General features: G+C 52.2%; 27 protein-coding genes and 2 tRNA genes. 11 read left to right on the forward strand and 18 right to left on the reverse strand.

All coding sequences use genetic code 11. The features are described 5' to 3' along the window. Positions 1-66: 66 nt before the first annotated feature. The 4 genes from J9260_RS15020 to J9260_RS15035 form a co-directional block, all read right to left on the reverse strand. The gene (locus tag J9260_RS15020; protein ID WP_210218527.1) at positions 67-1,074 is read right to left on the reverse strand and encodes a TRAP transporter substrate-binding protein; all 1,008 of its coding nucleotides are present in this window, start codon (positions 1,072-1,074) and stop codon (positions 67-69) included. A gap of 205 nt (positions 1,075-1,279) precedes the next feature. Continuing rightward, positions 1,280-2,872: an RNA repair transcriptional activator RtcR gene (gene rtcR / locus J9260_RS15025; protein WP_210218528.1), complete on the reverse strand. Its 1,593-nt coding sequence runs from the start codon at positions 2,870-2,872 to the stop codon at positions 1,280-1,282. An 11-nt stretch (positions 2,873-2,883) separates the two neighbouring features. Then, a complete protein-coding gene (locus tag J9260_RS15030) occupies positions 2,884-3,357 on the reverse strand; it encodes a PIN domain-containing protein (RefSeq protein WP_210218529.1) in 474 nt (157 codons plus the stop codon). Next, positions 3,357-3,611, reverse strand: a complete 255-nt coding sequence (locus J9260_RS15035) for a UPF0175 family protein (protein ID WP_210218530.1) — start codon at positions 3,609-3,611, stop codon at positions 3,357-3,359. The genes J9260_RS15030 and J9260_RS15035 overlap by 1 nt, the downstream gene beginning before the upstream one ends. Positions 3,612-3,831: 220 nt before the next feature. On the opposite strand from J9260_RS15035, the gene J9260_RS15040 reads away from it, so the two are divergent. Both J9260_RS15040 and J9260_RS15045 read left to right on the forward strand, forming a co-directional pair. Further along, positions 3,832-4,716: a fructosamine kinase family protein gene (locus J9260_RS15040; protein ID WP_210218531.1), complete on the forward strand. Its 885-nt coding sequence runs from the start codon at positions 3,832-3,834 to the stop codon at positions 4,714-4,716. A gap of 158 nt (positions 4,717-4,874) precedes the next feature. Then, the gene (locus J9260_RS15045) at positions 4,875-6,107 is read left to right on the forward strand and encodes an RtcB family protein (protein ID WP_210218532.1); all 1,233 of its coding nucleotides are present in this window, start codon (positions 4,875-4,877) and stop codon (positions 6,105-6,107) included. 14 nt (positions 6,108-6,121) lie between these two features. Here J9260_RS15045 and J9260_RS15050 read toward each other — a convergent pair whose 3' ends face one another. Continuing rightward, positions 6,122-6,526, reverse strand: a complete 405-nt coding sequence (locus J9260_RS15050; RefSeq protein ID WP_210218533.1) for a hypothetical protein — start codon at positions 6,524-6,526, stop codon at positions 6,122-6,124. Positions 6,527-6,552: 26 nt separating this feature from the next. Next, complete coding sequence (locus J9260_RS15055; RefSeq protein WP_210218534.1) at positions 6,553-6,801, reverse strand: UPF0175 family protein; 249 nt, start codon at positions 6,799-6,801, stop codon at positions 6,553-6,555. Positions 6,802-6,984: 183 nt separating this feature from the next. Here J9260_RS15055 and J9260_RS15060 point away from each other — a divergent pair, with 183 nt between their 5' ends. Continuing rightward, positions 6,985-7,251 (forward strand): type II toxin-antitoxin system RelB/DinJ family antitoxin, encoded by a 267-nt coding sequence (locus J9260_RS15060; protein WP_210218535.1) that lies wholly within the window; start codon positions 6,985-6,987, stop codon positions 7,249-7,251. 5 nt (positions 7,252-7,256) lie between these two features. Continuing rightward, positions 7,257-7,703 (forward strand): type II toxin-antitoxin system VapC family toxin, encoded by a 447-nt coding sequence (locus J9260_RS15065; RefSeq protein ID WP_210218536.1) that lies wholly within the window; start codon positions 7,257-7,259, stop codon positions 7,701-7,703. An 18-nt stretch (positions 7,704-7,721) separates the two neighbouring features. Here the strand turns inward: J9260_RS15065 and J9260_RS15070 are convergent, their stop codons facing one another. Together J9260_RS15070 and J9260_RS15075 are read right to left on the reverse strand one after the other, a co-directional pair. Continuing rightward, a complete protein-coding gene (locus J9260_RS15070) occupies positions 7,722-9,023 on the reverse strand; it encodes a HipA domain-containing protein (protein WP_210218537.1) in 1,302 nt (433 codons plus the stop codon). Beyond that, a complete protein-coding gene (locus J9260_RS15075; protein ID WP_210218538.1) occupies positions 9,010-9,285 on the reverse strand; it encodes a helix-turn-helix domain-containing protein in 276 nt (91 codons plus the stop codon). The genes J9260_RS15070 and J9260_RS15075 overlap by 14 nt, the downstream gene beginning before the upstream one ends. Before the next feature lie 175 nt (positions 9,286-9,460). Between J9260_RS15075 and J9260_RS15080 the strand changes: the two genes are divergently transcribed. After that, on the forward strand, positions 9,461-10,642 hold the full coding sequence (locus J9260_RS15080) for a helix-turn-helix domain-containing protein (RefSeq protein WP_202718686.1): 1,182 nt from the start codon (positions 9,461-9,463) through the stop codon (positions 10,640-10,642). Here the strand turns inward: J9260_RS15080 and J9260_RS15085 are convergent. The 6 genes from J9260_RS15085 to J9260_RS15110 form a co-directional block, all read right to left on the reverse strand. After that, positions 10,622-11,650, reverse strand: a complete 1,029-nt coding sequence (locus J9260_RS15085) for a protein adenylyltransferase SelO family protein (RefSeq protein WP_210218539.1) — start codon at positions 11,648-11,650, stop codon at positions 10,622-10,624. The genes J9260_RS15080 and J9260_RS15085 overlap by 21 nt on opposite strands. Continuing rightward, the gene (locus tag J9260_RS15090; protein ID WP_210218540.1) at positions 11,651-11,914 is read right to left on the reverse strand and encodes a VF530 family protein; all 264 of its coding nucleotides are present in this window, start codon (positions 11,912-11,914) and stop codon (positions 11,651-11,653) included. A 49-nt stretch (positions 11,915-11,963) separates the two neighbouring features. Beyond that, a complete protein-coding gene (locus J9260_RS15095; protein ID WP_210218541.1) occupies positions 11,964-12,917 on the reverse strand; it encodes a BsuBI/PstI family type II restriction endonuclease in 954 nt (317 codons plus the stop codon). Further along, positions 12,914-14,368, reverse strand: a complete 1,455-nt coding sequence (locus tag J9260_RS15100) for an Eco57I restriction-modification methylase domain-containing protein (protein ID WP_246499785.1) — start codon at positions 14,366-14,368, stop codon at positions 12,914-12,916. The genes J9260_RS15095 and J9260_RS15100 overlap by 4 nt, the downstream gene beginning before the upstream one ends. A 7-nt stretch (positions 14,369-14,375) precedes the next feature. After that, complete coding sequence (locus J9260_RS15105) at positions 14,376-14,945, reverse strand: hypothetical protein (protein ID WP_210218543.1); 570 nt, start codon at positions 14,943-14,945, stop codon at positions 14,376-14,378. A 65-nt stretch (positions 14,946-15,010) separates the two neighbouring features. Beyond that, positions 15,011-16,231: an ATP-binding protein gene (locus tag J9260_RS15110; RefSeq protein WP_210218544.1), complete on the reverse strand. Its 1,221-nt coding sequence runs from the start codon at positions 16,229-16,231 to the stop codon at positions 15,011-15,013. A gap of 162 nt (positions 16,232-16,393) precedes the next feature. Between J9260_RS15110 and J9260_RS15115 the strand changes: the two genes are divergently transcribed. After that, positions 16,394-16,882 carry a disulfide bond formation protein B gene (locus J9260_RS15115; RefSeq protein WP_210218545.1) on the forward strand — a complete coding sequence of 163 codons (489 nt, stop codon included), beginning with the start codon at positions 16,394-16,396 and terminating at the stop codon, positions 16,880-16,882. Between the two features lie 38 nt (positions 16,883-16,920). On the opposite strand, the gene exaC is transcribed toward J9260_RS15115, so the two are convergent. Next, positions 16,921-18,441, reverse strand: coding sequence for an acetaldehyde dehydrogenase ExaC (exaC, locus tag J9260_RS15120; RefSeq protein ID WP_210218546.1), 1,521 nt, complete (start codon positions 18,439-18,441; stop codon positions 16,921-16,923). Between the two features lie 344 nt (positions 18,442-18,785). Here exaC and J9260_RS15125 point away from each other — a divergent pair. From J9260_RS15125 to J9260_RS15145, 5 genes are all read left to right on the forward strand, one after another. Beyond that, positions 18,786-18,860 (forward strand) — tRNA-Ser (locus J9260_RS15125). Then, positions 18,860-18,930, forward strand: a tRNA-Pro gene (locus tag J9260_RS15130). The genes J9260_RS15125 and J9260_RS15130 overlap by 1 nt, the downstream gene beginning before the upstream one ends. A gap of 61 nt (positions 18,931-18,991) precedes the next feature. After that, complete coding sequence (locus J9260_RS15135; RefSeq protein ID WP_210218547.1) at positions 18,992-20,347, forward strand: slipin family protein; 1,356 nt, start codon at positions 18,992-18,994, stop codon at positions 20,345-20,347. Positions 20,348-20,417: 70 nt separating this feature from the next. After that, positions 20,418-20,966, forward strand: a complete 549-nt coding sequence (locus tag J9260_RS15140) for an RNA 2'-phosphotransferase (RefSeq protein ID WP_210218548.1) — start codon at positions 20,418-20,420, stop codon at positions 20,964-20,966. Next, positions 20,963-21,478, forward strand: a complete 516-nt coding sequence (locus J9260_RS15145; protein ID WP_210218549.1) for a 3'-5' exonuclease — start codon at positions 20,963-20,965, stop codon at positions 21,476-21,478. Before J9260_RS15140 ends, J9260_RS15145 begins: the two co-directional genes overlap by 4 nt. A gap of 58 nt (positions 21,479-21,536) precedes the next feature. Here J9260_RS15145 and rimO read toward each other — a convergent pair whose 3' ends face one another. From rimO to J9260_RS15160, 3 genes are all read right to left on the reverse strand, one after another. Beyond that, positions 21,537-22,853, reverse strand: a complete 1,317-nt coding sequence (gene rimO, locus J9260_RS15150; RefSeq protein WP_210218550.1) for a 30S ribosomal protein S12 methylthiotransferase RimO — start codon at positions 22,851-22,853, stop codon at positions 21,537-21,539. A gap of 392 nt (positions 22,854-23,245) precedes the next feature. Then, positions 23,246-24,232 (reverse strand): acrylyl-CoA reductase (NADPH), encoded by a 987-nt coding sequence (gene acuI / locus J9260_RS15155; protein WP_210218551.1) that lies wholly within the window; start codon positions 24,230-24,232, stop codon positions 23,246-23,248. Continuing rightward, positions 24,225-25,379 (reverse strand): ATP-binding protein, encoded by a 1,155-nt coding sequence (locus tag J9260_RS15160; RefSeq protein WP_210218552.1) that lies wholly within the window; start codon positions 25,377-25,379, stop codon positions 24,225-24,227. Before J9260_RS15160 ends, acuI begins: the two co-directional genes overlap by 8 nt. Positions 25,380-25,385: the final 6 nt, after the last annotated feature.

Genomic DNA, 25,385 nt, shown 5'->3' on the forward strand with positions numbered 1-25,385 from the left:
AAATGTATTAGGGGGAAAGGTAGAGACGCAAGATTTTGCGTCTCTACAGGGGAGGAATGAGCGGGATTATTTGGACGGATCAAACCCAGTCGCAGCGTAAACCGCGTCGATGGTTTCCTTGCCAATCCGCTCTGCCATTTCGGCATGGACAGGTGCAAGGGCTTTTTGCATGGCTTTGGTTTCGTCTTCGGTCGGTACGTAGACTTCGGTTTTACCAGAGGCTTTTACCGCTTCCAGTGCCTTTTCGTTTTCTTCCTTGGCGATTTGGTTGGCGTAGTCGGTGGATTCTTTCAACGCTTCATCCAAGCCTTTGCGCACGTCTTCTGGCAGTTTTTCCCAGAAATCTTTGTTGGTGATGACCGCATAGCCGAGGTAGCCGTGGTTGGTCACGGTGGCATTTTTCTGCACTTCGTGCATTTTCTGGGTGAACAGGTTGGATGGTGGGTTTTCAGTACCGTCCACAACGCCGGTTTGCAGGGCTTGGTAAGTTTCGCCGAATGCGATTACTTGTGGGTTAGTGCCGAGGGCTTTCATTTCGGCTTCCAGCACTTTGGACGACTGGATGCGCATCTTTAAGCCTTTGTAGTCTTCGACGGCTTTCAGTGGTTTGTTCGCGCTCATGATCTTGAAGCCGTTATCCCAGAACGCCAGTCCTTTCACGCCTTTGGCTTCGAGTTTGGACAACAAAGTTTTGCCAACTTCGCCTTGGGTGACTTTATGCAGGTCGTCGTAGCCACGGAAAATGTAAGGCAGGTCAAACACTTCCATTTCTTTCACGCCCAGTGGGCCGAACTTTGCCAGTGATGGCGCGAGCATCTGGACTGCACCCATTTGCAGGGCTTCCATTTCTTCCTTGTCTTTGTAAAGGGTGCTGTTCGGGTAAACTTCAACCTTGACCGCGCCCTTGGTTTTTTCTTCAGCCAGTGTTTTGAACTTGTCAGCCGCTTTGCCCTTTGGAGTATCCGGTGCAACCACGTGGCTGAACTTGATTACGATGGGGTCAGCAGCATAGGAATACATGCTGAACAAGCCAAGGGCAACAGCGGTAGTCAGGGTTAACAGTGTCTTTTTCATCTCTCTCTCCAAACGAATTACGGTTAAACACCCCATTTGTATTGGAAGAAACATGCCAACGGCATTGATTGCTGAAAAATATTTTTATTTTATTTAATAAACAACAGCTTAATATAATTTCATTCGTTGGTTTGCAGGCTTGATAAGCCGATGAGCGGCGGATTTCCGCCGAATACCTAGGGGTAGGCTGGCGGATTTCCGCCGCTTAGGTGAGTTGCTGGAAGGTTAGCCCGTATTTCTGCAAATACACCCGCAGACGGTGCGAATCGTTCGCGCTGGCGCGTTGGGTACGGCTGACGTTGAACAGACTGCGCCCCGCGTCTGCAAGACTTTTGGCGGTGCGGCACACGCGGATGACTTCCGCCAATTGCACCCGGTCGAAATGGTCGATAGTTTCCAGCACCTCAGTCGCCACGAATTCGCGCAATACGCTATCGCTATTGTTACTGGCTGCCGCTTCCTGAAAACTACCCCAGTCGTAGCGTAAGCGGCGGATTTCCTCCGTCACACTTTCTTCAGTAATGCGTCCGCCATTCGCCAGTGTTGCCATGCGCGTGATGCTGGAATTGAGGTCGCGGAAATTTGCCCGCCAGGTTGCAGCCGGGGTTTGCGCAAACGCGAGATATTGTTCGCGGGCGGCTTTGTTGAAGCTGACTTTGTGCCCGACTTTGCGGGTGAATTGCTGCAATTCGTATTCGATATTCGCTTCCAAATCTTCGAGGCGGTGGCGTAGGCCGGGGAGTTCATACGTCCACAAATTGATGCGTGCGAGCAAGTCTTCGCGGAATTTGCCATCACGCACGCGCTGGAACAGGTCGCGGTTGGTTCCGGCAATCAGTTGGAAATCGCTGCTGGTTTCCTTGTCGCTGCCGAAGGGGGTGAATACTTTGTCTTCGATGGCGCGTAACAACATTGCTTGTTCGTCCAGCCCCAGTTCGCCGATTTCATCCAGAAACAGCAAACCCTTGTCGGCTTCACGCAGCAAGCCGGTGCGGGCGGTGAGTGCGCCAGTGAACGCGCCTTTCACATGCCCGAATAAGGCTGACATGGCATTGTCGCCGCGCAAGGTGGCGCAGTTGACTTCGACCAGTTTGCCGCTGACTTGCCCGCGTTGTTTTTTCAGCGCGTAAATGCGTTTGGCGAGGCGCGATTTGCCGACACCTGTAGCACCCGTGAGCAGGATGGGCGCGGCGGAGCGGATCGAGACTTGTTCGAGTTGCGCAATCATGGCGTTGAAGGCGGGATTGCGGGTGTCGATGCCGCCTTTCAGGTATGCCATGCCTTCCTGTGCTTCGCGCTCGAAGCGGCTGGCAATCTGGTCGTAGCGCGACAGGTCGAGGTCGATGATTTGCAGCGTGCCTTGCGTGCTTTCCTTGCTGGGCGATGTTTGTAGCAGCTTGCCGGGGATGTAATTGGCTTCGGTGAGCAGGAACAGGCAGATTTGTGCGACGTGCGTACCCGTGGTGATGTGGACGTAGTAGTGGTTTTGTTCCGGGTCGAAACGGTACTGGCGGGTGAAATCGTGGAGCTGGCTGTAAACTTCGCCGAAATCCCACGGGTTGCTGTAGTTGACGACGTGGCTGGTGAGGCGCGTGTTGGGGGCAAGTTCGTGCATGTCGCGAAGGGTGATACCCGCCAGTTCGGCCTCGTCTGCGTGGTGGATTAGCACGAATTCATCCACCGGAAAATCGGGGTGCATGAGGATGCCGACGGAAGGTCGCCAGCGCGAATGGCGGCGTTTGCCTAAGCCTTGGTGGTCAAGGCGCGAGCCGAGGATGCCGATGACGGTGGTTTTCATTTTTGCTGGCATCATTCCCCAGCAATCACTAACGCTTTGTCGATCAGTTTGGCGCTGAGATGAGCGTCGGTTTGCTGAATAATTTGCAGATACGGTTTGATGGTAGAGATTAGCTGATTTTCTTTGGCTAACAGCAAGATACCGACGCTGCCGATAATGTGAATGTCGTTACGCAATGCCGCTTTCCGCGCCCGTAAGTCATCAATGAGCAAGCGGTTAGCATGTTGCTTTTTATACAACGCCATTGCTTGCAGTTCACCATTCCCCAGCCCTTCAGTGGTAATCACGAAATCATGCAGGTCAATCGTCAACACTTTATCTTGCAAGTAGTGCCGTAGCCTGTCTGCTTGGGGTTTGCCTTGAACAGTTGCTTCCTGAAACACGGCGGGAGGTACACGAACCTCTGCAAATAAAGTGTCCAGCCAGCTCAAGCCGTCACAAGCGGCTATGGCAACCAGTGGTGAGGTATCGGCAATAACTAGCATCAGCAGGCTAACCGAAAATCAGCTAATTCGGCTTCCAAGTCTTCGGGTGTGTAGTTGATGGTCGGAATGTCGTGTTTTTTGCACTCTGCCATAAAAGTGTAGCGGTCAACGCCTGCCAGTTCGGTTGCCGCACCAGCTGACAGTTTTCCGGCTTGGAATAGCGCAAGGGCGGCGTATAGCTTGAGGGTGCTAACGATTTCCGGCTTGGTTTTATCCAGACCGAAGTATTCGGGGATGTCCATTGTGATTTGCATATTAGGTATTCCGCATGGAAAGGTGCTGTTTCCATTCTATAGAGACTGGGGTTGTCCGGCAAAAGGTTTGTATGTGCGGTTTCAAGCGGTTGCTAACAGTGAGTCCAGCATCTTAATGCGAAAAGTGTATTAACGTGAATGATTTGTGAGGTGGTCAGTCGGTAGTAGCTGCGCCCCTGTAGTAGAATGCGTGCTTCCTGTCATTTCCGGTTTAAGTGTAATGAAACCCAGCAGCATAGACCTGATTTTACCGATGCTTCAGCAACACCTTGGGCAAGGCATTGCAATTACCCATGTCGATGTTGCCAGTGGTGGCTGTATTAACCAGACCAGCACAGTAACGCTTGCCGATGGTCGACGCTATTTCCTCAAGGTGAATCAAGCAGGATTGCTGGAAATGTTTGCAGCAGAGGCGGACGGATTGAACGCCATTCGCGCCAGTACCAGTCTGCGCACACCTGAGCCATTGGGTTATGGGGTGCAAGGGCAGCAAGCGTATCTGTTGCTGGAATACTTGCCGCTGCAAGCGCACGGTGATCAGCAACAAGCGGGGGCGCAACTCGCTGCCATGCACCGTCATACTGCCGCGCAACACGGTTGGTTTCGCAGCAATACCATCGGCGCAAGCCCACAGCGCAATACCCAAACGCATGATTGGGTGCAGTTCTGGCAACAGGAACGGCTGGGTTTCCAGCTTGAACGGGCGCGGCGTAATGGCTATCCGCCGCGTTCTTATGAGCAAGGGTTGCGCTTGAAAGAGAGCATCGGTGCATTGTTTGCGGATTATCAGCCGGAGGCATCGCTGTTGCACGGCGATTTGTGGGGTGGGAATTTGGCGTATTTGCCGGATGGCAGCCCGGTGATTTACGACCCTGCGGTGTATTACGGTGATCGTGAAACCGACCTTGCGATGACCGAGCTGTTTGGTGGGTTTGGGGCGGATTTTTACGCGGCGTATAACGAAGCGTGGGCGTTGGATTCGGGCTATGCGGTGCGCAAAACGTTGTATAACTTGTACCACATTCTCAACCACTTCAACTTGTTTGGTAGTGGGTATGGGGAGCAGGCGGCGCGGATGACGGAGAAACTGTTGGCGGAAATCTAAAACGATAGGTTTCTATCTATAAAAATAGAAATATGCCAACCGCATAAAAGCGAAACATGAAAAACAGTATTGTTTTTCAATCTTCTAGACACCGTTTTGCCATTGGCACACCCCTTGCAATAACTTCAGCGTAACTAACGACAAGCAAGGAACACACCATGAGCACTACCGCCACTCCCTACGAAGTCCTCCACGAAGCAGGCCACGCGCCCGTTAAAGCGTGGACAAAAGGCGTGCCTTTCGACGACAACTCTAAAAAGCAATTGCTGAACATTGCGCAGATGCCGTTTATTCACCAGTGGGTGGCGGCGATGCCGGATGTGCATTTGGGGAAAGGTGCAACGATTGGCAGCGTGATTCCGACCGTGGGGGCGATTATTCCGGCAGCGGTGGGCGTGGATTTGGGTTGCGGGATGATGGCGGCGAAAACCACCTTGACCGCAGCCGATTTGCCCGATTCCTTGGAGGCGATGCGTAGCAAGATCGAAAAAGTTGTTCCGCATGGGCGCGTGGCGACTCGCGGTAAACGCGATACTGGAAGCTGGGGTGAGCCGCCGGACGATGTGCTGGAAAAATGGTTGGCGTTGAGTGCGGGTTTCCAGCGTTTGTGCGAGAAGCATCCGTTCCTGAAAAACACCAATAACTTGAAGCATTTGGGGACGCTGGGTACGGGCAACCATTTCATCGAGGTGTGTTTGGATGAAACGCAAACCGTGTGGGTGATGTTGCACAGCGGGTCACGCGGGGTGGGGAATGCCATCGGTACACACTTTATCGAGCAGGCGAAAAAGGACATGGAACGCTATTTCATTCACCTGCCGGATAAGGATTTGGCGTACATCCCCGAAGGTAGCCCGCATTTCCGTAACTACGTGGAGGCGGTAGCGTGGGCACAGGATTTCGCGCAAGCCAACCGCGAGCTGATGATGGCGCGTACTTTGCAAGCGATCCGCGAGGTGTTGCCGATCCCGTTCACGGCGGACGTAGAGGCGGTGAATTGCCACCACAACTACATCAGCCGCGAACACCATTACGGCAAGGATGTGTGGGTGACGCGCAAAGGCGCGGTGAGTGCGCAACAAGGTCAGCTTGGGATTATTCCGGGCAGCATGGGGGCGAAATCGTTCATCGTGCGCGGGCTGGGTAATGCCGAAAGCTTTTGCAGTTGCAGCCACGGCGCGGGGCGCGTGATGTCGCGTACTGAGGCGAAACGCCGCGTGTCGTTGGAGGAGCATAAACGCGCTGTTGCGGGGGTGGAATGCCGCGTGGATGAGGCAGTGATTGACGAAACGCCGTCGGCTTACAAGCCGATTGATAAGGTGATGGCGGCGCAAAGCGATTTGGTGGAAGTGTTGCATACGCTGAAGCAGGTGGTTTGTGTGAAGGGGTGATGCCCTTTCATACTTCAGTTGTCCGATTCGCACGGATACAGCGAGATATACACATCCACCCCCAAAGCAGTCAGACGGGTCAGGGTTGCATTGGTCAGCCTATTTCTGACCCATAACCCGCCGCATTGATAGCCGATGTCCAATGTTTTGGTCATGCAAGCGTCCCAAATAGCACCGGCTGGAGCATCCAGTGCTTCGATCGCATCAAGCATGGCTATGATGGTCAGTTCAGGCTGACGCAGGTGCAATGCCTCGTCAGCCGGTTCATTGACTTCCAACGTTGCAAACCATTTGCCGTCATCACGAACACCCGCGTGCAATGAATACAAACCGCTAGATTCCAACGCTTGAACCAGAAGTGTCAAATCTTGCTCTGCAATCAGGTCAAGGTCAGTGTTGAGATAGGGTAGTGTTTTCATGATTTTATCGCGTTACTCAACAATCATCACAAACCACGCAAATATTCCAACTCCGCTTCGAGTTCGCCAGGGTCGTAGTTAACCACCGGAATATCGCGTTTAGCGCATTCTTCGTAAAAGCGGTAGCGGTCTACGCCTGCAAACTCACAGGCGCGTCCAGAAGATATTTTCCCTGCATGAAACAGTGCAATACCTGCTTCCAGCTTGATTTGTTTTTCCAGTTCGGGAAGTGTGTCACGCCCGAAATCTTCGGGTATCTCCAGTGTGATTTGCATATCCAACACCTCGGTTAATCTTCGTGTGATTCATCATAATCGTTGCGCTATGCGTTCAGCAATGAATTACATCACGCCTATTCGATGGGTTCGAGTGGTAATCAGTATTCAATGAAATGATTGTAAAATACAGTCAAATGTATAACATATGAATACATTCATGCGTTATTGGGAGACTTCACCATGAGCCGAACCGCTGTCATTACTACCCGCATCGACCCCATGCTAAAAGCCAATGCTGAACAGGTATTGGCGCAACTGGGCATGACTACCGCACAAGCCATTACCATGTTCCTGAAGCAGATTGAGTTAAACCGTGGTTTGCCATTCACACCTCGTTTGCCACCACAAGCTACGCACGTTTACAAACCGTTCAAGGCGGAAACCTTCAGCTTGGGCAGCGATGTGATGCCTGATCGGGATGAGATGTATACAGAACGGGGTTTGTAAACCATATGTTCGCACTGGATACCAACCTGCTGGTGTACGCACACAATGTTGACGCACCCTTTCACAAAGCTGCGAAAGCCTTTGTCGAAAAAGTCCTGAATGAGCGTGATAGCGCGGGCAATCTCACTATCTGCATTCCTGCACAAGTTTTGGTCGAGTTTTTGAACGTGATTACTTGGGCAAAACTGGAATCGCCATTGCCTCTACCTGTTGCCTTGCGGGTGGTGCAGCAATACATGGATACGGGCGTGACGATCGCGCATCCGTTGCCCAGTCAGTTGGATACCTTGCTGGAACTGCTGGCAACGGTGAAAACCCGCAAAAAGATTTTTGATGTCGCGCTGGCGGCAACACTGAGAGACAACGATGTCGTTGGGTTGTACACGCTGAATACCAAAGACTTTATCGAGTTCACCTTTCTGAATGTCGTGAATCCATTAGCGAATGTTTAGCATGACCTACCAAGAATTCTACTGAATCTCCACATCCTGCATCATGCCCGCATGTTCTAGCAAGCGGCTTGTCTGTTGCTGGATGCTATCCCGCAAGTTTGCTGCAAACTGCTGTTCTGCTGGAGTTTTCAATACACACGCTGCCCACACGCGGGGCAATTGTTCCACAACCTGCTTGCACATGGCGGTCAGTGTTGCCTGCACCAATGAGCGCAACAGACCACAACTTGCGGCAAAATCTGCCAATTGAAAGGCGGAGATACGAGTATCGAAATCATCCCCCAACGCCATCGCCAGTTCCTGCTGGTATTCGGGATACACCGCGATATTGACCAGATCGTAGCAAGGCGCGGGTTCGATACCGTTTTTGCCGACGAAAAAGCTGATGTTTTTGCCGTGCGCATCCCAATTGCTGATGATGAGATTGAACAGCACCCAGTCCAGCACGTATTTGCGGGCAAGTGCAGGCGAACGGCAATGGGCGCAGAAGGCGAATAAACGCGGCAAACTTGCGCCGTCACGGATAGCCGCCACATCGGGGCTGTTACCAAAATTGCGCTCGTATTTGTATTCGGGCGGCAAATCGAGTGCTTGGCAACCATCAATCAGATGGCGACGCAATACCATATCGCCCTGGCGTTTGCGGTCGAAGCGCGTCACCAGCAACGCACGATGCTGCCCGAAACGCCGCAATTCCACCGCTGCGACGGGCAAACCGATGGATTGAGCAAGCTGCATCAACAGGTATTCATTCAGCACCACATGGTTCTGGTTGGCTGGCTCGAATTTGAGGATATGGGTGGAACACAAACTGCCTTCACCAAATGCCAGCCCGCCTTGTGCATCCGCCAACACATTGATTTTATGTTGAACCCCAGCCACCGACAAGCGCGGGCGACCATCCCACACAATCAGGTTACGGGCGGGTTGATTGTCGAGACGCTCGAGCAATTCATCAAGCAAGATCGGGCGCAAGTGGGCGGGCTGGATGGGTTCAAGCGTTTCAGGCAAAAACTGCAATGCACCCGGCGTATCTGCCCCCAAAGCACGGATAATCCCAAAGGTATTGGCGCGGCTGATTTGGTAGTTTTCCAGCAGGATGTCGAAACCCTGACCTTCGGGCAGCAAGTTACGCAGGAAACGTTGCACCACTTGATGATTCGCTGTGTTTGTCAGCGGCAAATGCGGCGAAATGGCAAAACCACTGGCCTGCCATGCCGGTGTGTATTCCAGCGTCAATTGCCCTTGCGCATCTGCCAGCAGGAAACCAATGGGCTGCTCCCCCAAGCAAACCCGCAGACGATGTTCATACCCAGTCATCGTCGCCACCTTCTGTCCACGGCTCCACTTTCAGCCCAATACCAAGACCGTTGAGCACTTGCAGCAGCGTGCTAAGTTGCACGCCGGAATGCCCGCGTTCCAGCTTGCTCAAAGTATCCTTGGCAACACCAAGCAATGCGGCGGCATCGTCAATCCGTAAACCGGATTGGGTGCGCTTGGCGCGAATGAATTGCCCCAGTAATTCGGGGGTGAGTGCGCCGGATTGTTGTGGGGTGGGAAGTGGGATCAGGGGTCTTGCCATACTGGATTACCATTGTTCCTGCTATTCAAGGAATAATAGCGTATTAGCAATGGAATGCAATATTATTCCTTGAATAGCAGGAACAATTACCGCAAGCCCACACGCCAAAACAGATGCTATGCGCCAAGGCTCATCAATGCTATAACAATAGCAATCTGAACGCTGGAGGAGGCGTATGGAGCAAGTTAAGGATTCGGCAACCAGTTTATCGCAGCGACGGCGCACCATTGAAACACAGTGGAGTCGTTTTGTTGCTGGCAGCCCCTTCGTAAAACGCGACGGTATCCGTGATGACATTATGTCGTCATGGCAGCGCAGTGCTCAACACATCCATCCGCTCCAAGTTCACGCGCCTGCTGACGATGAATATTCCACGCTGCAACGCTGGAAAGAGTCCCAACTGTGCCTAGCCGCGCAACGCGAACAAGAACAAATGATGCAACTTGCCCATGAAGGCGAGTTAGTCGCAGCCATTGCCGATCCGCAAGGGCGTTTATTATGGACATTTTCCAGCCGTCACATGCGCAGCCGCGCGGAATCGGTCAATTTTACCGCTGGCGGTTTATGGGATGAAGCCTCGGTCGGCACAAATGCGGTGGGTTTGGCGTTGAAATTGCGGCGTTCTGTCACGGTGTTTTCGTCGGAACATTACCTGCCTTTTGTGCATGATTGGGTGTGTTACGCCGCACCGATTACGCATCCGCAATCCGGCGAAGTGCTGGGTGTGTTGGATATGTCTACCACATGGAATCGCCATACACCGTTGGGGCAAGCGGCTGTTACCGAATTGGCGCGTGCGATTGGGCGATGCTTGCCGCAGCAGTTACCCCGCGCTGAATTGGAAATCCATGCACTGGGGCAGCCCCGCATTCTGTTTAGGGGTAAGCCCTTGAGCCTGCCCATGCGCCAAGTGGAAATCCTTTGTCTGTTGGCCTTGAATCCGCAAGGTTTGAGCCTCGAAGGTTTCCACGCGGCGTTGTACGGCGATCAACCTATTTCCACCACGACGTTGAAAGCGGAACTGTCGCATTTGCGGCGTTTGCTGGATGGGCAAATCGGTTCGCGCCCGTACCGTTTACAAATGCCGGTGTGGGCGGATTTCATTCAAGTCTGGCAAGCCTTGCGCCAGCAACAAAGCCAAGAAGCCTTTTCGCTATACCGTGGTTCGTTTTTGCCGCAATCCGCCTCACCAGAGCTGGAAGAATGGCGTTATTGCATTGATGCGGTGATGGGTAAAGCCATTGATTCCTGCCAAGACCCTAGCGTACTGATGGGGCAATTGTGCCATAGCACCGGCGGTAGTGAGCTGGTGCGCGAACGGCTGGCGGAGTTGGTGTTACACCCCGTCAGATTCTGAGATGAGCGCGGCGTAATGGCGCAGGTATTCCGGCTCATACGCCAGCAAAGCACTGCGTAACGCATCCACCGTAATCAGCGGGGAAAGTGCCCGCGCCAGCACATTGCAGTTCCACAGACCCACCACGGGTTGTTGCCCAAAAGCATAACGCCCATGCTCATCGTCCGGGTGGCTAACACACAAGGGATCACGCGCCGGGGTAAACGTGCTCGCACCCACATCCAAGGTGATGCCGAGGATCGACTGGTTGTCGGTATTCATCACCCCATGCACAAACCCCACCGCCTGCCAATGCGCAATCAAGCGAGCAGTGCGCAACACCACCTCATGGAAAAACGTCGCATAACGCGCCTCCCCTTCCGCCGCGCACGCCGGGAAATGGCAGGCAATCACATGATCCGCCAACTGCCGCAACGCCGCCGGGTTTTTCTGGAAGAAATAATTTTCAAACGTGCCGAAACGCACATGACTGGGGGCAATGCGCGTCACCATCGCCATCGCTTCAAAGCCTTGCCGGTACACCTGCTGACTACCGGAAGTAACACACAAACACCGCGCGGTCGGCACACCCAAAGCCGCCAACTGTTCCGTGGTATCGAATTCGTGCTGGCATTCACGCAACCCCGCCCGCCCATCGGCAGTCCGCGCATACGGCGTTTTGCCCACACCTTTCAGGTAAAGGTCAACGATGCCGCCCGGTGTTTCCACTTCACCCAACAATACCGCGCGACCATCCCCCAAGAACGGGTTGAAATGCCCAAACTGATGCCCCGCATAATCCTGCGCCAATGGCTGCATCCCCGGCAACAGCGCATTACCGCTGAATACTTGCAGGAATAAGTCCGTATTCACTTCATCCGCGTGCAAACCCAACTGCTGCAAGACTTCTGTACTGCTGCATACCAGCGTCGGGTTTTCCAGCCCCTGCGGTTGGAATTCGCTGTAAAAGTGTGCGCCCAAAGCATGGAAGCGATTGCGGAAAATGAGGTCGTGGAGGTGTTTCAACATTTAGTCAGCGGTGGGGTCGCTCTTGCCCGCGCGATGAATCTCACGCTGCATGAAGCCGTAAAGCCCTTCCACTTTTTCGCGTGCCCACGGGGTTTTACGCAAAAACTTCAGGCTGGATTTAATGCTGGGGTCGATGCTGAAACAACGCAGAGGAATGCGTTCCGCCAATTCCGCCCAACCAAAATGCGCCACCAGCGCGGTGAGTATCGCCTCCAGCGTGAGGCCGTGCAGAGGATTGTTGCGTTGCTTGAGGTCGTTGGACATGCGTGTTCGCCGTATCGGGGTCAAGGTTGTGATTATGGCGGGTATCCCCTTAACTTGTATACGGCCCTAAAAACCGCACACCATTGAAATGGATCAAATGCGAAGGATCGCTGGCACACCATACTTCAGTTTCCCATGCGACTACCGACAAGAACTTGCGCAGGATTTCGCCTCGGTCAGGGAAGGCTGTCACGTAAACCAAGCCTGCCGAACTTGATTTGAACAAGTTGGCAAGTTCGGCGTGGCGAATTCCGTCTACCGGGCCACTGCTGGTTACGGCTTCGACCAATATCAACCAGTTTTTCTCGCGGTGATAGAGCACGATGTCAGGCATTTTGCCGTGGTTGCCGACTTCAACTCCCAATGATTGCAACAGCGATTCGTTGAAATAGCCCCATTTGCTGCCGGTATCACCCACGTATACCAGTTCGCCACCGGGTACGAAATATGGGGCAAATATCTCAATAATCTGCCGAATCAGGTCGGAATGTGCGCCCGGACTCAAGGTAATCGTTTGATCTTGCTGAATGGTGACAGGAATGCGCTGCATATCACGGTGGCGGGCAAACTGGTCAGCCAGTGTTTGTCGTTGTGCCAAATAGTTGCCTAAAGCGACATCCCACTTTTTTGTGCCAAACTGTTGGAACAGCACAAGGGCTTGTTCCTCGACTTGATAGCAGTTATCCGCGCTGTTCACTGCCCGGTCGGGTTTATCCGGGTTGTGCAGCAAAACACCTGCCGCTACTAATTGTTTGACGCTGTATTTGCGCACACTTTCGCGAGTGTTTTCGGCGTAGTTGCGTGCCATTTGTTGGCGGGCAAAATCCAGTATGGCACGAATACCCAGCAGTGAATTGCTGGCATGTTGCCATTGCTTATCAGCAGGTAAATTCAGCAGTGCCAGCAACGTGATAGCGGTGCGTTCGTTGAGTTGTTCTTTCGGCATCCCCAAGGCTTGGAGGATGTGCAATGCCTCGTTGATGCGTTCTTGCTGTGTGGTCATAGGGCTGCAACCAGTTGGTCGATGGTGGTTTGGTCAAGGCTGGCATAGCTGGCGGCGCATTCGCCGAGTACCAGTAATTGGGCACGGCTAGGGTAACGCAAGGTACGTAAGTCAGTGGCATTAACTTGCGTATGCCCAGAAAATACGCGGAACCAATCATCCAGCACAGTCGAATTGAGGAAGGTTGCCAAACCACTAGCCAGTGTTGCATCCAACCCTGCTTTACCAATGTGAAAGATATTCCAGTGGTTTTCAAAGCCGATCAGTTCACTGCCCAGCATTTCCGGTGTCAGGTGGTAAGCGACAACACGACGGCGTTCTTCCTTGGAGGAAAAGCGTTTAACCAGCACGTAATGTCCATTTGGCATCAGCCATCTGCGGGAGGCTGGTAGCAGGTGCAGGGCGTTGGGTTTCTTGTGTAGTTTAGGCCAAACTAGTTGTCCGGTGCTGAAATGGTGTGGGTAGAGCAAAGGCACGGTGTTGTTGCCGGGTTGTGCGCTCCAGCATTCTTTCAGGCGGAAATCGACCACGGGGCCGGTACAAACTTCCAAGCCCAGTTCTACCAACGAATGGGTACTGACTGCGGGAATATCTGTTGCGGCATGGCTGGTCGGGATGTGGATGAATTGCTCGGTATCGCTCGGTTTGACGATGTTGGTAAAGGCAAAGCAGGTTTCCTGATAGTCAGCGAAACGGGCATCGTGCGAAGTCGAGACGGTGACTTGCCCTTGTTCCACATTTTTGAGCAGATGGATGATGATGTTTTCTTGTAATACGTCGTCTGCACCGAAGGCTTTGCTGCGGCTTTCAAACAGGTGGATGTGGCGAATAGCACACTGTTTTAACAACAGTTCACGGAACGGGCGGTAATAGCTGCCGTTGCAGAACGAGCGCGGGATAATCGCAACCAGTTCGCCGCCGGTTTCCAGCAGCAGGATGGCGAGTGCAACAAAGCCGGTGTATAGATTGACGGTTTCAATCCCGGCTTTACGCAAGAGTTGACGGTGGCGGGACGGGGTGTTGATCTTCTTGTACGGCGGATTGAGGATGGCGTGGGTGTAGCGTTTGCCGATACCTGTTTGTGCTGCAAAACTGGTGTCTTCGATGAAATCAATGGAATGTAATTGGGTAGTGATGTGCCCTTGCCCGCGTTGCACGTATTGTTCCAGCGTCGTTTGCAGGTAACGGCGCAAGATGGGGTCGATTTCCCATGCGTCCACTGCGGTGCTTGTGCCGTGTTGCAGGGCAGCGTCCAAAAAAGCAGCGGTCAGCGAACCCGTGCCTGCACCAGCATCCAGCAAGCGGGCTTGTTCCGGGTAATGGAACAGCGAGGCCATAAAGCGGGCAATGGCGGCGGAGGTCATGTATTGACCTAGCTGACTGCGTTGGGTGTCCGGCAGTTGCTGGCAGGCTTCGCGGTGGAGATGGTTGGAGACAAGGGTAGTTATCATCACATTTCTATGACTCTTGAGCATTGCCTATGTCTGCGCAATGCTGTTGTAACCAAGCAATAGTAAGCCCATCGTCTAAAGCCTCTCTTTCCATCAGTCTCCAATGTTGTTCAATACATGGGTATTTTCTGATGTAATAAAGCATACCACTTCCCCAGTAACGCCATGTCTTTTCAGGTATTCGTCCATATTGGTAAAGCTGGTATTCCTCTAAACATAAATCGAAGTACTTGCCCACGATGCCAATGGTATCCTGATGCTCACAGTCTATCTCGCTCAGTTGATTTAAAGATTGGCTTAAATCGTGGAAACGTTTATTAAAATTGGCAAACTGATCAAAAAACAGCTTCTCCTCTTCAAGCTTTTGTTTTTGTATGAAATAAATAAAGCCAAGAACTGCTACTGTTGTATTAAGTGCCAAAGTAAAGTCATTTGAAGTGATTTCCCTCCACCCTAACGTATACGCAAATAAAATCCCGATCCACCCAATCGGCATTAGTAAAATCAGCGGGATATAAAGTATATAGGCGAATGCCTTAAGCTCTCGAAGAGTCTGACCTATAGAATATTGATTCACGATAACACCCTGTATTTTAAAATGCCTACACCCAAATGATAGAGAGAGCCTGTAGCAAACACAAATTAAACCAACCGCATCAACAACGTCTCCACCGGCACTTTCACCGGCTTGCCCACCGCAAAACAATCCGCTTCCACATACGGCATATCCATCACCACCTGCAAGGCATGTTCCGCACCCAGTTGTTCCTGAAACCAGCCCAGATGCTTGTTAAGCGGTTGGTTGGCAGAACTTTTCACTTCCACCAGCAACCAGGGCTGGTTATCGCGGCTAACAAGGAAATCGACTTCTTTCTGGTCTTTGGTGCGCAAATAATGCAGTTGGTAATCACCCATCCCGTGATCTGTCCACCAATGCACGGCTTTGAGCAGATGGCTGGCAATCAGATTTTCGTTTTTCGCACCGATGTCTTTCACCTGTGACCAATCCCACAGATAGATTTTCGGCTCTTTGCGCAAGGCAGATGCAAGATTATTGAACCAAGGCGTGACCCGAAAAGCGTAGTAGAAACTTTCCAGCAGCGTCACCCAGCGGCGGATGGTATCCACACTGACATTGATTTGGTTTGCCAGCGAGCTGTAACGCACCACCTGCCCACATTGCTCCCGCAACAGGGTGGCGAGTACATCCAGATGGGCGATGTCTTGCACGGTATTGGTGTCGCGGATGTCTTCCTGAATCAGTTGTTGCTGGCGTAATTGCTGCCAACGGTTATAAAAACGGGTATCCGCTTTGAGAAATGGCTCAGGGAAACCACCAAAACGGCGTAACTGTTCCAGCGCGGTGGGTTCGGGTTTATGGGGGTCTTGCAGCAATTGCCCTGCGACAAAAGGCGCACTGATTTCACGCAAACTCAAGGGGTGCATCCGGTAATGGAAATAACGCCCCATCAGGCTATCGCCACCCTTGCGGAAAATATCCATCCGCGCACTGCCTGTCGCCAACACCGCGAGTTGGTGTTCGTACAAGTCAAACAAGCCTTTGAGGTAGTTTTTCCAGTCCTTGTACTTGTGCAATTCGTCGAAAGCCACCACTGCCCGCTGGTCGCGCAATTCATGCACACCCATCTGATTGAGCAAAGTGGCGTTGCTCATATTACTGACACTTTCCAGAATCCACTGCCGGTGCTGGCGGTTGTCCCAGTTGTAGTATTGCCCGTGTTGCTGCTCGACAATGGCTTTTGCCAGTGTAGTTTTGCCAACTTGGCGGGAGCCGGACACAAACAACATTTGCCGCTGCGTCAGCAACTCATTTTGCAGGATGTCAGTATAGAAGCGTTTCATCACAACCATTCTACGACGCATCGTAAAAAAATCCAGACTATTTTACGATGGGCATGTAGATTAGCATGATAAAAAGCAACCATTATTTGCCTTTTGTCATCCCTATCAGGCGATAGCCAGACTATACTCGCGGGATAAATAAAACACAGGATACCCATAAAAATGCTACCCCTAACCCGTAAATCCCTCTGGCTTGCGATTGGCCTGATCGCGATGAGTCTTGCGTTGAGCAGTTTCATACTGACCGCTTGGTTAAATCTTCACCCCTGCTATTTGTGCATTTTCCAGCGACTGTTATTCATGCTGATTGCGGTATTCGGGCTGCTGGCGGCAACCGGGTTTGGTGAAAAAGTGTGGGGTAGTCTGGTGCTATTGCTGGCAGGCGTGGGAACGGCTACGGCGAGTTATCAAACTTGGTTGCAATTACAGCCGCCCGGCAGTGCTTCTTGTGCGGGCAGTCAACCCGGTTTGATTGAGCAATTTGTTTATTTCCTGAGCGATAACGTGCCCAGCTTGTTTGAGGTCAGCGGTTTGTGTGAAGACGAGGAATTGGTGATTATGGGGCTTTCTCTCGCCAATTGGGCGTTGGTTTCTTTCGCGTCAGCGTTGGTCGTTGCCGTGTGGGCGTTGTTTAAACGCGGGTCAGACTAAGCCGACCCGCACACTACACCACGCGAGGAGGAGGAAACTTAGAAGAAGCCCAGCGGATTGATGTCGTAGCTTACCAGCAGGTTTTTGGTCTGCTGGTAATGATCAAGCATCATCTTGTGGGTTTCGCGGCCTACGCCGGATTTTTTGTAGCCGCCAAATGCCGCGTGCGCTGGGTACAAATGGTAGCAGTTTGTCCACACCCGACCGGCTTGGATGCCGCGACCCATGCGGTAAGAACGGTTCATGTCACGAGTCCACACCCCTGCCCCGAGACCAAATTCGGTGTCATTGGCAATCGCCAGTGCTTCAGCTTCGTCCTTGAACGTCGCCACTGACACCACCGGCCCAAAGATTTCTTCCTGGAACACGCGCATATTGTTGGTGCCTTTCAGCAAAGTCGGTTGGATGTAATAGCCTTCGCAGTAAGCCGCCTCCATCGTTTCGACTGCGCCGCCGGTAATCACTTCCGCGCCTTCGTCTTTGCCGATCTGGATGTAGCTGAGGATTTTGTCGTACTGTTCTTGCGAGGCTTGCGCACCGACCATGACTTCGGTATCCAGCGGGTTGCCGCGTTTGATTTGTGCGGAACGCTCAATCACCATGCCAATGAATTTTTCGTAGATGGATTCCTGAATCAGCAAGCGGGATGGGCAAGTACAGACTTCGCCTTGGTTGAAGAACGCCAGTACCGCGCCTTCGACCGCTTTGCTCACAAATGCATCTTCGTGATCCAGCACATCGGCGAAGAAGATATTCGGGGATTTGCCGCCGAGTTCAACGGTGGAAGGAATAATGTTTTCCGCCGCGTATTTCATAATCAGCGAGCCGACCGGGGTGGAGCCGGTGAACGCGATTTTGGCAATGCGGGTGCTGGTGGCGAGTGCTTTACCTGCTTCTACGCCGAAACCGTTAACCACGTTCAATACGCCCGGCGGCAACAAATCCGCAATCAGTTCCATCATGATCAGGATAGAAGCAGGGGTTTGTTCAGCGGGTTTCAGAACCACGCAGTTGCCTGCTGCCAATGCCGGAGCGAGTTTCCAGCACGCCATCAGCAGTGGGAAGTTCCAAGGGATAATTTGACCCACCACACCCAACGGTTCGTGGAAATGGTAAGCGACGGTGTTTTCGTCGATTTCGCCCATTGTGCCTTCTTGTGCACGCAAGCAGCCTGCGAAATAGCGGAAATGGTCGGAGGAAAGCGGTACGTCAGCGTTGAGAGTTTCGCGCACGGCTTTACCGTTGTCCCATGTTTCCGCGACTGCCAGCACTTCCAGATTCGCGTCGATGCGATCCGCGATTTTCAGCAGGATATTGGAACGTGCAGTCACGGAAGTTCTGCCCCACGCATCTTTGGCGGCGTGTGCGGCATCCAGTGCCAGTTCAATGTCTTCCGCACTGGAGCGCGGGATTTGGCAGAATGGTTTGCCGTTTACCGGGGAAATATTGTCGAAGTATTCGCCGTTGACGGGGGCAACCCAAGCACCGCCAATGAAGTTTTCATAGCGTTCCTTGAAGTTGATGACCGCGCCTTCGGTATTGGGATTTGCGTATTGCATGATTGTTCTCCTCTCTCATTATCCATGATGGTATCGGGTAGAGCCGCGTCCTCTACTTGGCTCTTGAGCGATAACATACGGCATCAAGGTTGGAGAAAGGTTGGTTTAACAAAAAATAGATTTGTATTTTTATAGATAGCAATTTCGATAATCTTGCTTTCCCACCAGCGACCACCATCCACATTAAATCATCTTTTATCAACCACTTAAAGAAAAACAGCGCAGTTGGCACACACTTTGCAAAACCATTGGCGACTTTCGTTACTCGTGGAGCAGGTTCAAATACCTGCCTGACGCAACCACCGCTGGTGTACCCGCGTATCTGTTCTGATCGTCACAACCATGCAGCCATAGCTCAGTCTGGTAGAGCAACCGAGAGATTCGGTCGGTCGTTGGTTCAACTCCAACTGGCTGCTCCATCACTATAGCTCAGTCTGGTAGAGCACTGGATCTGGTATCTGGTTGTCGCCGGTTCAACTCCGGCTAGTGAACTACCCTTTTACGGTAGCTTGGCCCGCAAGGGTAAACAAACGGCAAACCACCAAGGTCAATGCCTGACGGCAGCACGTGTTTCGGCACGGATTACCCGACGGCAACGACCAGCACCCGCGCCGCCTTGACGGTGGGTTTGGTGGATGCGAAACCGCAACGGCTTCGGCTCACGCGGATTTCCCATCCGACACAAACCGTCAAGCCTGCACGGGTGTGGGGGAATGCCACCCAATTTTTAAAGGACAACGCCATGTTATTCAAAACCAAAATTATTGTTCCAGAAACACATCGCGGGCTGTTGTTCAAAGACGAACAGTTCGTACAAGTCCTGCCTGCGGGTGTCCACACCTTACACGGCTGGAAAAACCAATACCGCGTGCAGCAATTCGCCGTCACGGGTAGTGCGCAAACCTTCGTGCCGGAGGATGTCGTCAGCCTTGCCGACTTGCACCCTGACAAATTCGCCGCGCACCTCCAACGCTGGGAAACGGGCGAACAGGAAGTCGGTTTGCTGTACCAAGACAATGTGCTGAAAGACATCAAGCCGCCTGCGCAACGTGGTGCGTGCTGGCAAGGTCAGCGCAGCATTGAGGTGCGTAAAATTGACATCAGCACCGATTTCAAGCTGCCTAAAGCCTTGGCAAGCCAATTGCTGGCAGCCAAAGACCCCATCTTGCGGGCGGCGGCTTTCAACGCAATGGCTATCGCCATCATCCCCGAAGGCCACAGCGGTTTTCTTGAAGTTGACGGCGAACAGCACGAAATGCTGACGGCAGGTACGCACGTTTGGTGGAAGTTCAACCACACCATCGAAGCAACCCAACTGGATTGCCGCCTGCAAAACATGGAAGTCAACGGTCAGGAAATCCTCACCAAAGACCGCGTAGGCTTGCGTATCAACCTCTCCGCCATGTGGCAGATTGTTGACCCGCAGCAAGTCAAAACGGCACTGGCAGACCACAAGGACTACCTGTACCGCGAGCTGCAATTGGCGTTACGTGCCGTGGTTTCCACCCAAACGCTGGACGAATTGCTGGCAGACAAAAACCTGCTCAACCAATCCATCCAGCAAACAGTGGTGGAAAAAGCAGCGGCTTACGGCATCGACCTGAAAACCGTCGGGGCGCGTGACATCGTATTGCCCGGTGATATGAAGGCGATTTTGGCACAAGTCGTTGAAGCCGAGAAAAAGGCCGAAGCTAACCTGATCCGCCGCCGCGAAGAAACGCAGGAAACACGCTCCATGCACAACACCGCCAAAGTCATGGAAGGCAACCCTGTGTTACTGCGCTTGAAAGAGTTGGAAATCTTGGAAAAGATCACCGGACGCATCAGCACCCTGAACGTTTACGGCGGTCTGGATGGCGTGATGAACGATCTGGTCAAGCTGACGGACAAGGGCAAAGCAGCGTAACCTTACACAATGTGCCCCACCCGTAGAGACGCAAGATTTTGCGTCTCTACATTATCAAGACAAAAAAACTATGAATCAAAAAACAGTAAAACAAAGTAAATTCCTCAGCCTCGTTCTGCGCCACCAGCCGGATAAAATCGGTCTGACGTTGGACGAAGCAGGCTGGGTATCTGTGGGCGAATTACTCACACAATTAGCGGCGCACGGACGTAACATGAGCATGGAAGAACTGGAACACGTTGTCACCACCAACGACAAACAGCGTTTCAGTTTCAACGCAGACAAAACCCGTATCCGCGCCAATCAGGGGCATTCCTTGCGAACACTCGATTTAGGATTGCAGGCTGTTGAGCCGCCCGAAATCTTGTATCACGGCACTGCCGAACGCTTTCTGGAGTCGATTTTACAGACAGGCTTGGAAAAACGTTCGCGTCAGCATGTGCATTTATCCGCCGATACAGAAACCGCGCACAAGGTTGGTATTCGTCACGGCAAGCCTGTCATTCTACAAATAGCGGCAGGACGAATGCAGCATGACGGTCTGATCTTTTATCATTCCGCCAACGGCGTATGGTTAACCGATCATGTGCCAGTCACATATGTAGAGGTAATGGCATGACCTTCATTATGGTCGACATCGAAGCCGATGGCCCGATCCCCGGCGATTACTCCATGGTCAGTTTCGGCGCGGTCATTGTCGAACCGGATTTGCAGCGCACCTTCTACGGGCAACTCAAACCCATTTCCGAACGCTGGATTCCGCAAGCCCTCGCAGTCAGTGGGCACAGCCGTGAGGAAACGCTTACGTTTGACGAACCAGCGGTGGTGATGCAACGTTTTGCCGATTGGCTCAAGCGCGAAGTCAAAGGCCGCCCGCATTTCATCGCCGACAATAACGGTTTCGACTGGTCGTTCATCAATTGGTATTTCCACCATTTTCTGGGTGACAACCCATTTGGCTACAATTCCACCAATCTTGGCTCACTGTACAAAGGCGTGGTGCGGGATATGTTTCAGAACTTCAAGCACTTACGTAAAACGGCGCATGACCACCATCCGGTAAATGATGCGAAGGGGAATGCAGAAGCGTTGCTCACATTCGCGCGTCAATATGGCTTGAAATTACCTTAGAATCTGCCGTTACCCGCAACGCCTCTGCCAATCGGATTTATTTCCCTTGTCGGGTGTGTTAAACCACGACCTCTGCCCAAAGATCATGTTCATCCGCATGAGTAACACGGACTTTCACGAATTCACCAACCGGCAACTCCACTCCTTCGATAACCACTTGTCCGTCAATTTCCGGCGCGTCACGGTAACTGCGGGCAAGGCTTTGCCCATCTTCCGCATCATCAACGAGAACCGTCAGGGTTTTACCAATCATCCGGCTGAGTTTCACAGCACTGATCTCTGCCTGTACTTCCATGAAACGCTCTAAACGCTCTTCTTTCACGTCTTCAGGGACAGCCCCTTCCAGCGCGTTAGCAGGCGCACCCTCAACGGCTGAATAGGTGAATGCCCCTACGCGGTCGAGTTCGGCTTCTTGCAGGAAATCCAGCAAGGTTTCAAAATCATCGTCGGTTTCACCGGGGAAGCCCACGATAAAGGTACTGCGCACCGCAATATCCGGGCAGACATCGCGCCATTTACCCAAGCGTTCCAGCACTTTTTCCGCATGAGCCGGACGGCGCATATTTTTCAGGACGCTGGGGCTGGCATGTTGGAATGGAATGTCCAAATACGGCAGGATTTTACCGTCTGCCATCAACGGCAGCAGGTTATCGACGTGCGGATACGGGTAAACGTAATGCAAGCGCACCCACACACCCATATCACCCAACGCTTCCGCCAATTGCTGCGAATGGGTTTTAATCGGGCGGCCTTGCCAGAAACCAGTGCGGTATTTCACATCAATCCCGTAAGCACTGGTGTCTTGCGAAATCACCAGCAATTCTCTCACCCCGGCATTCACCAGATTTTCAGCTTCCTGCAACACATCCCCAATCGGGCGCGACACCAAGTCACCGCGTAATGACGGAATAATGCAGAACGAACAACGGTGATTACAGCCTTCTGAAATCTTCAGGTAAGCGTAATGACGCGGGGTTAAACGCACCCCTTGCGGCGGCACAAGGCTGGTGTAGGGGTCATGCAATGGCGGCAAATGGGTATGCACCGATTGCATCACCGCTTCATACGCATGAGGCCCGGTGACGGCTAACACATTGGGGTAAGCGTCCAGCACTTTATCCGCATTCGCGCCCAGACAGCCGGTGACAATCACTTTACCGTTTTCGTCTAAGGCTTCACCAATCGCTTCCAACGATTCGGCAACGGCGGAATCAATAAAACCGCAGGTATTCACCACCACTAAATCAGCTTCGTCATAACTACCGCTAATGGTGTAGCCTTCCGCACGGAGTTGAGTCAGGATGCGTTCGGAATCCACCAAAGCTTTCGGGCAACCGAGGCTCACGAAACCGACACGGGGTTGAGATTGTTTCATAAGTTGACTAGAACTGGGTAACAACAAAGCGCGGCATTGTAACTGATTTACCCTGTTTGTGCTGCTGCAAATGCGTAACACACAACATCTTGTGTCAAGGTTTTTCCACAGCGATAAATGTTATACACACACGACACTTAACCATCACAAGCAAGTTTCAAAACTGCACCAACTTGTCAATACCCCAACAAAAATAAACCAACCTATTGATTATAAAGAGAAATAACTTTGATTGTTTTTTAGCCATTCTGCGGAGAACCCTTTAAAAACAAGACTTGGCGCACCCTATTCACAAAACAATCCACACAGTTATCCACAGGCTCTGGGGATAACATGAATAACTGCATGATTACACAATGATTAAAACACTAGGGTGCGCCCCAGCGGAATTCCTAGCCTTGCGCCAAGTCGATTAGCACCCGCCCACACACACGCCCATTAATAATATCTTGGGCGGCTTGCGGCACGGCTTCGAGTGCGATGCTCTGCACTAGATCTGCGTAAGCGGCTTCCGGCAATTCCGCAGCAAGGCGTTCCCACGCACGTACCCGTCGCGCCAACGGGCAACTCACCGAATCCACCCCGCGTAAACTCACATTACGCAAAATAAACGGCATCACCGTAGTATCCAGTTTGAAACTACCCGCCAAACCGCAAGCAGCCACCGCTCCACCGTAAGCCATTTCTGCCAGCACCCGCGCCAGCATTTCACCACCCACCACATCCACCGCACCCGCCCAACGTTGGGCTTCTAACGGACGGCAAGGCTGATTCATGATTTCGCGACTGATGAATTCCTTTGCGCCCAATGCGCTTAAAAACGCATGAGTTTCCGGGCGACCAGTGACGGCTACCACGTGATACCCCAGACGCGCCAACAACAAAACCGCCACGCTGCCCACACCACCTGCCGCACCCGTGACTAACACTTTCCCAGCATCTGGGGTTACGCCCGCTTCTTCCAACGCCATGACGCACAACATCGCGGTCAACCCTGCTGTGCCAATAATCATGGCTTTTTGCGCATTCAACCCCGCAGGCATCGGCACTAACCACTCACTATTCACCCGCACTTTCTGGGCAAAACCACCCCAATGGTTTTCCCCAACACCCCAACCCGTGAGAATCACCGCATCGCCCGGACGAAACCGCTCACTCGCCGATTCCGCCACAGTTCCGGCAAAATCAATACCGGGAACCATTGGAAACTGCCGCACAATTTTGCCTTTACCCGTGACTGCCAAACCGTCTTTGTAATTGAGCGACGAATACGCCACATCGACTAAGACATCACCAGCGGGTAAATCGGCTACGGTTAACTGCCGAATACTCGCGTGGGTTTTAGCGTCCTGTTGTTCCAGAACTAAGGCTTTAAACATGGGAAACTCCTGAAAGGTAATGCTCAATGTCGCGTAAAAACACCCTGACTGGGATAATTTTTATGCCATCTATTTCCAACTTATCATCGCCACCATACACAAGGTAAGGCGTAACCTCTGGGTAATCTTCGCGAAAACTCTTGAGTCCGCTCAAATGCTTGGCAGAAACCGTGCGGTTGCGCTTAACTTCAATCGCATAAAATCCAGCATCGCCGTAACAAACAATATCCACCTCCTGCCCCGTGGCGGTGCGCCAAAACGAAAGGGTGTAACCCCAATCCCGATAAGCATTTAAGGCACGTATTTCCTGCAAAATAAAAGACTCAAGGCACACACCTTCCAATTCTTCCGGGCTATCCAACACCCCTTTGGGACGCAGGTGGTAATAAACACCGGTATCGAAAAAATAGAATTTACGGTGCTGCGTCATTTTGCGTTTGGCGCGTTTGGTAAATACCGGCAAACGGTAGGCAATCAACAAATCCTCAAGGATAGAAAAGTAATTTTCCGCTACCTTGCGGTTAATGTGCGCCTCCCGTGCTACGTCGGTAATATTCAGCGATTCACCTTGGGAAAAACTAGCAATTTCCAGAAAGCGGCTGAATGCGCCGATATTACGGGTCAAACCTTCCTGTTGTACCTCCTGCTCCAAATAGGTTTGGATATAGGCTTGCAGGTAATGCTTAGGATTTTCTTCGGTGAAAATAGACGGCAACATCCCGAATTGTAACGCTTTGGTCAGATCAAAATCGTCAGCGCATTCTGCCACCGTTAACGGGAAAAAATGGTACTGCAATGCCCTGCCTGCCAACAGGTTGACGTTACTACGGCGCAATTTTCTGGCACTTGAGCCGGTAAGCACAAACCGCAGGTTTTTGCGGGTTTCAATCAGACGATGGACTTCATCCAGCAAATTGGGAATTTTTTGAATTTCATCCAATATGACCCAGCCTGCGTAATCAGCAGGAATATATTCTTCCAGCCGATTTTCCGACCCCAACAAACGCTGAAACAAATCAGGTCTGAGGAAATCGAGGTAAATGGCATCACCAAAATACGTCTTCAGCCAAGTGGTTTTCCCCGTACCACGCGGCCCGAATAGGAAAAAACTCTTGTTGGCGGGCGGGGTAAATAACCTGTTATACATAACTTA

The organism is Thiothrix unzii, from assembly GCF_017901175.1.
Taxonomy (GTDB): Bacteria; Pseudomonadota; Gammaproteobacteria; order Thiotrichales; family Thiotrichaceae; genus Thiothrix; species Thiothrix unzii.

What these genes read in the sequence shown, in the direction of transcription:
- J9260_RS15020 (WP_210218527.1), bottom strand. Translation starts at nt 1,074, where the DNA reads ATGAAAAAGACACTGTTAACCCTGACTACCGCTGTTGCCCTTGGCTTG.
- rtcR (WP_210218528.1), bottom strand. Translation starts at nt 2,872, where the DNA reads ATGAAAACCACCGTCATCGGCATCCTCGGCTCGCGCCTTGACCACCAA.
- J9260_RS15030 (WP_210218529.1), bottom strand. Translation starts at nt 3,357, where the DNA reads ATGCTAGTTATTGCCGATACCTCACCACTGGTTGCCATAGCCGCTTGT.
- J9260_RS15035 (WP_210218530.1), bottom strand. Translation starts at nt 3,611, where the DNA reads ATGCAAATCACAATGGACATCCCCGAATACTTCGGTCTGGATAAAACC.
- J9260_RS15040 (WP_210218531.1), top strand. Translation starts at nt 3,832, where the DNA reads ATGAAACCCAGCAGCATAGACCTGATTTTACCGATGCTTCAGCAACAC.
- J9260_RS15045 (WP_210218532.1), top strand. Translation starts at nt 4,875, where the DNA reads ATGAGCACTACCGCCACTCCCTACGAAGTCCTCCACGAAGCAGGCCAC.
- J9260_RS15050 (WP_210218533.1), bottom strand. Translation starts at nt 6,526, where the DNA reads ATGAAAACACTACCCTATCTCAACACTGACCTTGACCTGATTGCAGAG.
- J9260_RS15055 (WP_210218534.1), bottom strand. Translation starts at nt 6,801, where the DNA reads ATGCAAATCACACTGGAGATACCCGAAGATTTCGGGCGTGACACACTT.
- J9260_RS15060 (WP_210218535.1), top strand. Translation starts at nt 6,985, where the DNA reads ATGAGCCGAACCGCTGTCATTACTACCCGCATCGACCCCATGCTAAAA.
- J9260_RS15065 (WP_210218536.1), top strand. Translation starts at nt 7,257, where the DNA reads ATGTTCGCACTGGATACCAACCTGCTGGTGTACGCACACAATGTTGAC.
- J9260_RS15070 (WP_210218537.1), bottom strand. Translation starts at nt 9,023, where the DNA reads ATGACTGGGTATGAACATCGTCTGCGGGTTTGCTTGGGGGAGCAGCCC.
- J9260_RS15075 (WP_210218538.1), bottom strand. Translation starts at nt 9,285, where the DNA reads ATGGCAAGACCCCTGATCCCACTTCCCACCCCACAACAATCCGGCGCA.
- J9260_RS15080 (WP_202718686.1), top strand. Translation starts at nt 9,461, where the DNA reads ATGGAGCAAGTTAAGGATTCGGCAACCAGTTTATCGCAGCGACGGCGC.
- J9260_RS15085 (WP_210218539.1), bottom strand. Translation starts at nt 11,650, where the DNA reads ATGTTGAAACACCTCCACGACCTCATTTTCCGCAATCGCTTCCATGCT.
- J9260_RS15090 (WP_210218540.1), bottom strand. Translation starts at nt 11,914, where the DNA reads ATGTCCAACGACCTCAAGCAACGCAACAATCCTCTGCACGGCCTCACG.
- J9260_RS15095 (WP_210218541.1), bottom strand. Translation starts at nt 12,917, where the DNA reads ATGACCACACAGCAAGAACGCATCAACGAGGCATTGCACATCCTCCAA.
- J9260_RS15100 (WP_246499785.1), bottom strand. Translation starts at nt 14,368, where the DNA reads ATGATAACTACCCTTGTCTCCAACCATCTCCACCGCGAAGCCTGCCAG.
- J9260_RS15110 (WP_210218544.1), bottom strand. Translation starts at nt 16,231, where the DNA reads ATGAAACGCTTCTATACTGACATCCTGCAAAATGAGTTGCTGACGCAG.
- J9260_RS15115 (WP_210218545.1), top strand. Translation starts at nt 16,394, where the DNA reads ATGCTACCCCTAACCCGTAAATCCCTCTGGCTTGCGATTGGCCTGATC.
- exaC (WP_210218546.1), bottom strand. Translation starts at nt 18,441, where the DNA reads ATGCAATACGCAAATCCCAATACCGAAGGCGCGGTCATCAACTTCAAG.
- J9260_RS15135 (WP_210218547.1), top strand. Translation starts at nt 18,992, where the DNA reads ATGCCTGACGGCAGCACGTGTTTCGGCACGGATTACCCGACGGCAACG.
- J9260_RS15140 (WP_210218548.1), top strand. Translation starts at nt 20,418, where the DNA reads ATGAATCAAAAAACAGTAAAACAAAGTAAATTCCTCAGCCTCGTTCTG.
- J9260_RS15145 (WP_210218549.1), top strand. Translation starts at nt 20,963, where the DNA reads ATGACCTTCATTATGGTCGACATCGAAGCCGATGGCCCGATCCCCGGC.
- rimO (WP_210218550.1), bottom strand. Translation starts at nt 22,853, where the DNA reads ATGAAACAATCTCAACCCCGTGTCGGTTTCGTGAGCCTCGGTTGCCCG.
- acuI (WP_210218551.1), bottom strand. Translation starts at nt 24,232, where the DNA reads ATGTTTAAAGCCTTAGTTCTGGAACAACAGGACGCTAAAACCCACGCG.
- J9260_RS15160 (WP_210218552.1), bottom strand. Translation starts at nt 25,379, where the DNA reads ATGTATAACAGGTTATTTACCCCGCCCGCCAACAAGAGTTTTTTCCTA.